Annotated in this window: 11 protein-coding genes and 1 tRNA gene; 2 read left to right on the top strand and 10 right to left on the bottom strand. The window is 64.1% G+C overall.

From position 1 onward, the window contains the following. Positions 1 to 292 precede the first annotated feature (292 nt). From VH88_RS11310 to VH88_RS11280, 7 genes are all read right to left on the bottom strand, one after another. A tRNA-Ser gene (locus tag VH88_RS11310) sits at positions 293 to 382 on the bottom strand. Between the two features lie 87 nt (positions 383 to 469). Further along, positions 470 to 1,402 (bottom strand): NAD regulator, encoded by a 933-nt coding sequence (locus tag VH88_RS11305; protein ID WP_045811319.1) that lies wholly within the window; start codon positions 1,400 to 1,402, stop codon positions 470 to 472. A gap of 16 nt (positions 1,403 to 1,418) precedes the next feature. Beyond that, on the bottom strand, positions 1,419 to 2,000 hold the full coding sequence (locus tag VH88_RS11300; protein WP_045811350.1) for a YfbR-like 5'-deoxynucleotidase: 582 nt from the start codon (positions 1,998 to 2,000) through the stop codon (positions 1,419 to 1,421). Between the two features lie 142 nt (positions 2,001 to 2,142). Next, positions 2,143 to 2,943 carry a hypothetical protein gene (locus VH88_RS11295; protein ID WP_045811349.1) on the bottom strand — a complete coding sequence of 267 codons (801 nt, stop codon included), beginning with the start codon at positions 2,941 to 2,943 and terminating at the stop codon, positions 2,143 to 2,145. 73 nt (positions 2,944 to 3,016) lie between these two features. Continuing rightward, the gene (locus VH88_RS11290; RefSeq protein ID WP_045811318.1) at positions 3,017 to 3,877 is read right to left on the bottom strand and encodes a MoxR family ATPase; all 861 of its coding nucleotides are present in this window, start codon (positions 3,875 to 3,877) and stop codon (positions 3,017 to 3,019) included. A 63-nt stretch (positions 3,878 to 3,940) separates the two neighbouring features. Next, entirely contained in the window at positions 3,941 to 4,135 is a 195-nt protein-coding gene (locus tag VH88_RS11285; RefSeq protein WP_045811317.1) for a hypothetical protein, read from the bottom strand. A 12-nt stretch (positions 4,136 to 4,147) separates the two neighbouring features. Continuing rightward, positions 4,148 to 4,591: a hypothetical protein gene (locus VH88_RS11280; RefSeq protein ID WP_045811348.1), complete on the bottom strand. Its 444-nt coding sequence runs from the start codon at positions 4,589 to 4,591 to the stop codon at positions 4,148 to 4,150. A 156-nt stretch (positions 4,592 to 4,747) separates the two neighbouring features. Here VH88_RS11280 and flbT point away from each other — a divergent pair, with 156 nt between their 5' ends. After that, on the top strand, positions 4,748 to 5,170 hold the full coding sequence (gene flbT, locus VH88_RS11275; protein WP_045811316.1) for a flagellar biosynthesis repressor FlbT: 423 nt from the start codon (positions 4,748 to 4,750) through the stop codon (positions 5,168 to 5,170). Then, positions 5,130 to 5,495, top strand: coding sequence for a flagellar biosynthesis regulator FlaF (flaF, locus tag VH88_RS11270; protein ID WP_045811315.1), 366 nt, complete (start codon positions 5,130 to 5,132; stop codon positions 5,493 to 5,495). The genes flbT and flaF overlap by 41 nt, the downstream gene beginning before the upstream one ends. A gap of 251 nt (positions 5,496 to 5,746) precedes the next feature. Here the strand turns inward: flaF and VH88_RS11265 are convergent, their stop codons facing one another. The 3 genes from VH88_RS11265 to VH88_RS11255 all read right to left on the bottom strand — a co-directional run bounded on the left by VH88_RS11265 (position 5,747) and on the right by VH88_RS11255 (position 7,995). Next, complete coding sequence (locus tag VH88_RS11265) at positions 5,747 to 6,511, bottom strand: exopolysaccharide biosynthesis protein (RefSeq protein WP_197071062.1); 765 nt, start codon at positions 6,509 to 6,511, stop codon at positions 5,747 to 5,749. 99 nt (positions 6,512 to 6,610) lie between these two features. Continuing rightward, the gene (locus tag VH88_RS11260) at positions 6,611 to 6,796 is read right to left on the bottom strand and encodes a DUF3008 family protein (protein WP_039247297.1); all 186 of its coding nucleotides are present in this window, start codon (positions 6,794 to 6,796) and stop codon (positions 6,611 to 6,613) included. Between the two features lie 29 nt (positions 6,797 to 6,825). Then, positions 6,826 to 7,995 (bottom strand): isovaleryl-CoA dehydrogenase, encoded by a 1,170-nt coding sequence (locus VH88_RS11255; protein WP_045811313.1) that lies wholly within the window; start codon positions 7,993 to 7,995, stop codon positions 6,826 to 6,828. Positions 7,996 to 8,036: the final 41 nt, after the last annotated feature.

The raw sequence follows: 8,036 nt of genomic DNA, 5'->3' as shown, positions 1-8,036 counted from the left end.
CACCAAACCGAGGGAGGATCACAGACGGCATGGCGGATCACGTCGGCAGGGTAGCGGTGGCGTTTGAAGGATAGTGGCTTCACGAAATGCGATCTCCGATCAGGCCTTAAGGCTGCCTGAGTGGAGACAAGTTAGCGTTAGACTGACAGCACCCCCGTTAGACTGCCAGCACCTCCGCGCCAGCACCAACCGGGGGTCAGACTGACAGCACAGACCCGCCTCATCTTTTGAGGGGAGGGATGTGGGCCGGAAGCCCTATCGGGGTAAATTATATAAATAATTCAATCGGAAATGGCGGAGAGGGTGGGATTCGAACCCACGGTACCCTTCCAGGCACGCCGCATTTCGAGTGCGGTACATTCGACCACTCTGCCACCTCTCCGCGGCGCCGATATCGCTTGGTCGAGCGAGGGGCTTCTCTAGTCGGAGCCGCAGCGCTTCGCAACCCGTCTGTGAAAGAAATCCGACGCTATCTTTGCGCGGGCAAAGACAGGCCCGGCGCGGCGCCGGTCTGGGCGTCCACGCCCTTGAAACGAAACAGTTCGGCGGGTCGGCCGCCCGTGGTGGAAGACAGCTGTCCGATGGGTTCGACCAAGCCTGTTCGCTCCACGCCGCGCCGGAAATTCTGCTTGTGCAAGCTGAGACCCGACACGGCCTCGGCGCCCGCCTGAAGTTGGGACAGGGTGAAGACGCCAGGCGTCAGATCGAACAGGACCGGGCGGTATTTCAGCTTGCTGCGCAGCCGGCCGAGCGCGGTCGCCAGGATGCGCCGGTGATCGGACGACATGATGCGGCCCGGCATGGACTGTTTGGGCGACTGGTCGGCGTCGCGCCAAGCCTCGGCGACCAGACGCGCCTCGTAGAGCAGTTCATAGCGCTCCAGGACCCGCTCCTCGTTCCAGCGATGATCGGGCGTCAGGGCGAACAGGGCGCGGGCGCGGGCCAGCCGGTGCTCGTCGCCATCGGCCCAGGCGTGCAAGCCTTCTGTGATTCGCGCGTCGTGACCGCCGCGCCGGTCTTCCCAAGGAAAGAATTCGAACACGGCGTCCCATCGGGCGTCGTGTGTCTGGCCTTCCGCCGCGTCTGGCGTCAGGGCCAGATAGCCGACGGAGACCTCTCTTTGACGGCCAGGACCGGGGGTGGCGCGCGGCGAGGCGCGGCCCGCGTCGCCAAAAGTGTAGAGCTGTTCGACGAAGCCGAGCCGAAACCCGGTCTGGGCGGTCACGAAGTCCCGCAGGGCGCGTTCGAAGGTGCGGTCGCGCACGGGATCGAACGGCCCGAAGGGCAGGGCGCGCGAACCGTCCTCGCTCGGGGTGGTCAGGACGACGGCCTGCCGATCTTTCAGGGTCATCACGACCGCCGACAGACCGATGCGAACGCCGTCCTCCGCCCCCTGGGTCATTGCGCTATTCCGTGTTTCAGGCGTCGTCGGCGGGGATCAGGCCGACGGCGCCCGCCAGGACGCGATAGCGTTCAAGATAGCGGGCCTGGGCGACCGGCGCGGGTTGGGGCTCGATCGTCAGACTATAGCCCTCGGGCGGACTGCCGAAGAAGCCCAGCGATTCCTTTTCGGTGAAACCCGCCAACTGCGTCGCCTCGAAGAAGGCGCAGGCCTTGTCGGCCTTCTTGATCAGCGTCTTGATCGTTTGCGGCGTCTTGGGCGGCAGGCCGTAGCGCAGGTGGATCGCGGCTTCCAGCTTGGCCTCGAAGTCCTTGTAACCGGCCCCGAGCGCCGCCTTGAACGGCGAGATCATGTCGCCGATGACGTATTCCGACGCGTCATGCAACAGGGCGGCCAGACGCCATTTCGGATCCAGGCCGGGCTTTATGTGGGCGGCGATTTCTTCAACCACGCACGAATGCTGGGCGACGGAAAACGCGTGTTCGCCGATGGTCTGACCGTTCCAGCGGGCGACGCGCGCCAGGCCGTGGGCGATGTCCTCGATCTCGATGTCGAACGGCGACGGGTCCAGCAGATCCAGGCGACGACCGGACAGCATGCGCTGCCAGGCGCGGGGGGCGTTCTTCTTGGTGGGGCGCTCGGCCAAATCGCGTGTCCTGATCGCTTGTCGGCTGGTCAGGTGACGCAAAGATACGCCGGGATCAAGCGGGAGGGACCAGACGGCGCAGGAAATCGCCGCGTCAGCGTCCGACGTTCAGCGTAACCAGTTCCTTGGCGTCATCGAAAATGCCGTCGTTTCGGCGATCCTTGGACCTGACCACGGCGATGACGATCGGACCGCCGCTGGGGCCGCGCGCCTCGAAGCCGACCTGTCGCCAGCCCGCATCGCCGGGCTGATCGTCAGCCAGGATGTAGGTCATGCGCGTCGCCGCGCCCGGCGCGCGGGTGCGCACACGGGTGGAGTTATCGTTGGCGTCCACGCTGACCGTCGAGGTTTCGGTGCGGACGTTTTGTCCGTCCTTGGACTGGATATTGATGCCGCCGATGCGGACGCTGGCGTTATCGCCCTGGGTCTCGATCTTCAGGCCGGGCAGGCGTACCGAGGCGTCCTCGCCGCGCGTCTTGATGTCGACCCCAGGCGCCTGGACGGAAGTCGTATCGCCTGCCTCGATCGCTGGCGGCGGCGGCGCATCTCCGGCCCCGGGAGCAAGGCGCGCGACCGTATGGGGCAGATCGGCGCTGGCGCGCGCTTCGAAGTCCCGCAGCACGTCATCGACCGAGCGACCATCCAGCTTGACCAGATGCAGCACGACGTCGGCGCCCTTGGGGCCGCCATAGACGCAGTTCGCGCCGCCCGCCGCCGCCAGGCCCTTTCGCGTCAGGACGCCAAGACTGTCGGGGCATTGCAGGGCGTCGATCACCTTCAATACGCCCGCGCCCTGATCGTCGCTGGAGGAGGTGGTGGTGATGCGGACCGAGTTGTCGCCGTCGCAGGCGGCAAGGCTGGCGCTGAGGGCTAGATAAAGCAGGATATGACGCATGGTCGAACCTCTCTTGACCTCCATTCTGCCCGCTGCGGCCGCGTGATCCAGTGAAATCGCGGTAATCACCGGGTCAGCCGCCGGGGCGCGAGCCTTCGCGGCGATTCAGAAACGCCAGGCGTTCGAACAGATGCACGTCCTGCTCGTTCTTCAGCAGCGCGCCGTGCAGCGGCGGGATCAGCTTGTTCGGCGTCTTCTCGCGCAGGGTCTCGGCATCGATATCCTCGACCAGCAGCAGCTTCAGCCAATCCAGAAGCTCCGAGGTGGACGGCTCTTTCTTCAGGCCCGGCGTGTCGCGGATTTCGTAGAAGGTCTTCAACGCCTCGGAAACCAGGCGCGGTTTGATGCCGGGGAAGTGCACGTCGACGATGGCCGACAGCGTCTCGGCGTCGGGGAAGCGAATGAAGTGGAAGAAGCAGCGCCGCAGGAAGGCGTCGGGCAACTCTTTTTCATTGTTGGAGGTGATGATGACGATGGGACGCACTTCGGCGCGGATCGTCTCGTCCGTTTCCTGGACATAGAATTCCATCCGATCCAGTTCCTGAAGCAGGTCGTTCGGGAACTCGATGTCGGCCTTGTCGATCTCGTCGATCAGCAGGACGGGGCGGGCAGGGGCGGTAAAGGCCTCCCACAGCTTGCCCTTCTTCAGATAGTTGCGCACGTCATGGACGCGCTCCTCGCCCAACTGGCTGTCGCGCAGTCGGCTGACGGCGTCATATTCATAAAGTCCGTTATGGGCCTTGGTCGTGGATTTGACGTGCCAGGTGATCAGCGGCGCGTCGAAGGCCTTGGCGATCTCATAGGCCAGGACCGTCTTGCCTGTGCCGGGCTCGCCCTTGATCAGCAAGGGGCGCTCCAATGCGACCGCGGCGTTCACCGCGACCTTGAGGTCGCTCGTGGCGATATAACGGTCCGTGCCTTCGAAACGGCTCATAGAAAAACCCACTCCGTATTTCCACGGAGTGGGTTAGCGGATCGTCCGCGTCGTGAACAGCGATCAGGTGATGCGCTTGGCCGACACCGGATCGCTGGCGGGGAAGGTTTCTTCCAGACCCTCATCCACCAGCGCCTCCTGGCGGCTTTCGGACTTGTCGATCTTGTCGAGCTGGTCCGGCACGCCGTCCTGCGAGGTCGTCCGCTTGGCGTGCGGAGCGTCGGTCGAGGCGTCGTGACGGGCTTTGTCGTCGGTCATGTCATTGTCTCCTTATCGCGCCGGAGCGTCTTGATCGCCGTCCGGGCCGTATCCCAGGTCCGTGATGTCGTCGTCCGAGAGCCGTTTGGCCTCCCAGTGCGCGGCGCTGGCCTGTGCGCCCCGTTCGTTTTCCATCAGGCCGGAATAGACGAGCTCGACTTCATCCGGTGCTGACGCAGGGCCGCCTTCGGCGTCGATCTGATCGCGGTTTTCACCATCCACGCCCAACAAAGCGTCGGCTTCACGTTCGATGCCGTCGAGGGCCAACTGGTCGTCGAGATCGATCTCGGCGTCCTCGTCGAAATCCTCGTCGTCGGCGTCGCCATCGGCCTGGGTCACGTCCAGCACCTGGTCGGCTTCATCCAGTAGGAATTCGCCGTCGCCCTCGTCGTCCAGATGGGTTTCGTCGAACGTCTCAGACTGTTCCTGATCGTCCTGGTAGTCGTTGTCCGGCATGGTCGTCTCCTCTTCGACAAGCCAACGCAACGGCGACGATACGCGTTCCAGCGGATCGATCTCACAAGGGATGGTTAACCGATGCCGGGGTAGGGTCCGATTCACTCGGAGCTGTCGTGCGCGACCGGCTCGACCATGACTGGAGTACGGTCCTCAATGGCCTTGAAGCTGTCGCTGAAACCCGGCGAGAAGTTCGTTTTGAATGGCGCAGTGGTCCAGAACGGCGATCGTCGCGGCGTGCTGATCCTCCAAAACCGCGCCAGCGTCCTGCGCGAGAAGGACATCATGCAGGCCGAGGACGTCACCACGCCCGCACGCCGCATCTATTTCCCGATCATGATGATGTATCTGGACGAGAGTTCGGCGTCGAAATTCTTTGACGAACTGGCGCTGCGGATCACCGAATTCATGGGCGCGACGCAGAACCCGGATATCCTGGCCGAATGCGTCTCGGCGTCGCGTCATGTGCTGGCGCGCGAATACTACAAGGCCCTGATGTCGGCGCGTAAGATTGTCGAGTATGAAGAGAGAGTGCTGAATGTCGCTTCAGGCCTACACAGCGGCGACAGCGAGGGCTGAGAGCCCGCGCGACCTGGAGTACCGTCTGTTCGGTCAGGTCACGCGCGCTCTGGTTCACGCCTCAACCGTCGACGAGTCCGACATCGCCACCCGTATCGACGCGCTGGACTGGAACCGGCGCCTCTGGTCGACGCTGGCCGGCGAGTGCAGCGATTCCGGCAACGCCTTGGGCGCACCGATGCGCGCGCAGATCATATCCCTGAGCCTGTTCATCAACCGCCATTCCTCGGCGATCATGCGGGGCGAAGAGAGCTTTCAGGATCTGATCGATATCAATCGCATGATCATGCAGGGCCTGTCCGGCGGAGCGTCGCCGACGCAGTAGGCCGGCACGCATTCACGAAAGCGCGAAGCCCATTGGCGCAAGGCGTTGGGCCGTCTTATGTTTCACCTCCCTGTTCAACAGTCGAAAGGAGGTGATCCAGTGTCTCATTGTCATCAATCGCGAGCGGCGACCGCGACCCTGGCCCTCGGAGAGGGTCTGGTCTGAGCCTTTCAGACTGAGTTGCGGCCGGACCGTTCGCGGTCAGGCAATGAAGGGTCGTCGGGGAAACCCAGCGGCCCTTTTTGTCGCCGTCAGTGCAGCAGCTTGGCGAACCAACCGGTCAAGTGCTGGGCCACCTCGACCACCGTCGCCCAGATCAGGAACAGATAGAGGGCGCTGGCTGCGGTGGCGACGACGCCGAGCAGGATGGCGACCCCGTCGCGCTGCATCATGCCCAGGGCGAACAGAACCAGAGCGATACCGGGCAGGGCGTCTCCAAACGGAATGGGCAAGGCCATGATCAGGGCCAGCACGACGCAGACTAGGCCGGTGAAGGTGTCGGCGACATCGCCGGTCAGCAGCGGCAGGCGTGGGCGGGTCAAGCGTTCGATGGCGCGGACCATCTTCAGGACGCTCAGGCCATTCGGGCGTCTGCGAACGGCGCGCCTCACGCCGTCGGAAAAGATGTAGCGGCGCCCGGCGATCCTCACCTTGGCCGACAGCACCCAGCGGCGTAGCCAGGCCGGGGCTGCAAACGGCGTGGCGATCAAGGACGTGTAGGCGGCGCGGGAAACTGAGGCCTTCAACATCCAGCGCGGCAGCCACACGCTCTGCCTCTGGAAGGCCAGTTCAAGAGACATCAGGATGATCGGTACGGCGAAGACCGCCTTGCCGCCCGGCGGCCAGGGCAGGAGCGCCAGTAGCGACAGGATCAGGATCATGGCCCCGAAGCCGCGCTCGCCGAACGACGCGACCAGTTCGGCCATGGTCAGCTTGGGTTCTGGGGCGTGGCCGAGGTCTTCAAGAACGTCGGAGAACCGCCGCAGGTCGTCGTTAGGAGGCGGTTGGGCGGGCATCAGACGGGGCGCTCGGCTGGAGATTGCGCCCATCTAGGCGGTCGGCGCGCGGATCGCCACTTACAGAACGGACAGGCGGTCAGATAAATCGACTGTGTCTCAGTCCTGCACGTGCTCGGGTTTGCCTTTGCGCTTGGTCTCCGCCAGGTCTTCCAGCTGCTTTTCCGTCATGGACTCGACCATGGACTTGGACGCGCCCTTCAGCTTTGACTTCGGCGTATCTCCACGTTTGGCTGACAGGGCGGCGCCGGCGGCCTTTTGCTGAGCGGCGGATTTGGCGGGCATGGTCTGTCTCCTTGTGCGGAGACAAGCCGTCAGCCGCCCAGCAGTTCCCGTCCGATCAGGAAGCGGCGAATCTCGTTGGTGCCGGCGCCGATGTCATAGAGCTTGGCGTCGCGGACCAGTCGTTCAACCGGCCATTCCTTGGTGTAGCCGGCGCCGCCCAAGGCCTGAACGGCCTCCATCGTGACCTTCACCGCATTTTCGGACGCCAGCAGGATGGCGCCCGCCGCGTCGTAGCGCGTTGTCAGGCCGGCGTCGCAGGCACGGGCGACCGCGTAGACATAGGCGCGGGCGCTGTTCAGGGCGACGTACATGTCGGCGATCTTGCCCTGCATCAGCTGGAACGAGCCGATCGGCTTTCCGAACTGCTTGCGGTCGCGGACGTAGGGCAAAACCACGTCCAGCGCGGCCTGCATGATGCCGAGCGGACCGGCGGCCAGAACGGCGCGCTCATAATCCAAGCCGCTCATCAGCACGCCGGCGCCGCCGCCCAGCGGACCCATGATGTTCTCTTCGGGCACTTCGCAATCCTCGAACACCAGTTCGGCGGTGTCCGAGCCGCGCATGCCCATCTTGTCCAGCTTCTTGGAGACGCTGAAACCCTTCATGCCCTTTTCGATCAGGAAGGCGGTGCAACCCTTTGATCCCGCGTCCGGATCGGTCTTGGCATAGACGACGAGGGTGTCGGCGTGGGGCGCGTTGGTGATCCAGAATTTGGTGCCGTTCAGAACGTAGCGATCACCCTTCTTTTCGGCGCGAGTGCGCATCGACATGACGTCGGAGCCTGATCCGGCCTCGGACATGGCCAATGAACCGACGTGTTCCCCGCTGATCAGCTTGGGCAGATATTTCTGCTTCTGCTCGGCCGTACCCCAGCGGCGAATCTGATTGACGCACAGGTTGGAGTGGGCGCCGTAGCTGAGGCCGATCGAGGCCGAGGCGCGCGACACTTCCTCCATCGCGACGACGTGTTCGAGATAGCCCAGGCCGAGGCCGCCGAACTCTTCCTCGACGGTGATTCCGTGCAGGCCCAGCTCGCCCATTTCGGGCCAGAGTTCGCGTTTGAACGCGTTCTTATCGTCGATCTCGGCGGCCAGCGGCGCCAGGCGATCGGCGGCCCAGCGGGCGGTGGTGTCGCGGATGGCGTCGGCGTTATCGCCAAGGCCGAATTCCATGGATTGGGGCGCGAAGGGAATGCTCATGCGCTAGGGCGTAGCATCGCGCACGGCCTTTCGCCAAGCGC

The sequence above is a fragment of the Brevundimonas sp. KM4 genome, assembly GCF_000964075.1.
Classification (GTDB): Bacteria; Pseudomonadota; Alphaproteobacteria; order Caulobacterales; family Caulobacteraceae; genus Brevundimonas; species Brevundimonas huaxiensis.
This window is presented reverse-complemented; position numbering and strand designations above follow the sequence as displayed.

Bases quoted from the DNA above. Each gene is read 5' to 3' on its own strand.
- VH88_RS11305 (WP_045811319.1), bottom strand. From the start codon at position 1,402: ATGACCCAGGGGGCGGAGGACGGCGTTCGCATCGGTCTGTCGGCGGTC.
- VH88_RS11300 (WP_045811350.1), bottom strand. From the start codon at position 2,000: ATGCTGTCCGGTCGTCGCCTGGATCTGCTGGACCCGTCGCCGTTCGAC.
- VH88_RS11295 (WP_045811349.1), bottom strand. From the start codon at position 2,943: ATGCGTCATATCCTGCTTTATCTAGCCCTCAGCGCCAGCCTTGCCGCC.
- VH88_RS11290 (WP_045811318.1), bottom strand. From the start codon at position 3,877: ATGAGCCGTTTCGAAGGCACGGACCGTTATATCGCCACGAGCGACCTC.
- VH88_RS11285 (WP_045811317.1), bottom strand. From the start codon at position 4,135: ATGACCGACGACAAAGCCCGTCACGACGCCTCGACCGACGCTCCGCAC.
- VH88_RS11280 (WP_045811348.1), bottom strand. From the start codon at position 4,591: ATGCCGGACAACGACTACCAGGACGATCAGGAACAGTCTGAGACGTTC.
- flbT (WP_045811316.1), top strand. From the start codon at position 4,748: ATGGCCTTGAAGCTGTCGCTGAAACCCGGCGAGAAGTTCGTTTTGAAT.
- flaF (WP_045811315.1), top strand. From the start codon at position 5,130: ATGTCGCTTCAGGCCTACACAGCGGCGACAGCGAGGGCTGAGAGCCCG.
- VH88_RS11265 (WP_197071062.1), bottom strand. From the start codon at position 6,511: ATGCCCGCCCAACCGCCTCCTAACGACGACCTGCGGCGGTTCTCCGAC.
- VH88_RS11260 (WP_039247297.1), bottom strand. From the start codon at position 6,796: ATGCCCGCCAAATCCGCCGCTCAGCAAAAGGCCGCCGGCGCCGCCCTG.
- VH88_RS11255 (WP_045811313.1), bottom strand. From the start codon at position 7,995: ATGAGCATTCCCTTCGCGCCCCAATCCATGGAATTCGGCCTTGGCGAT.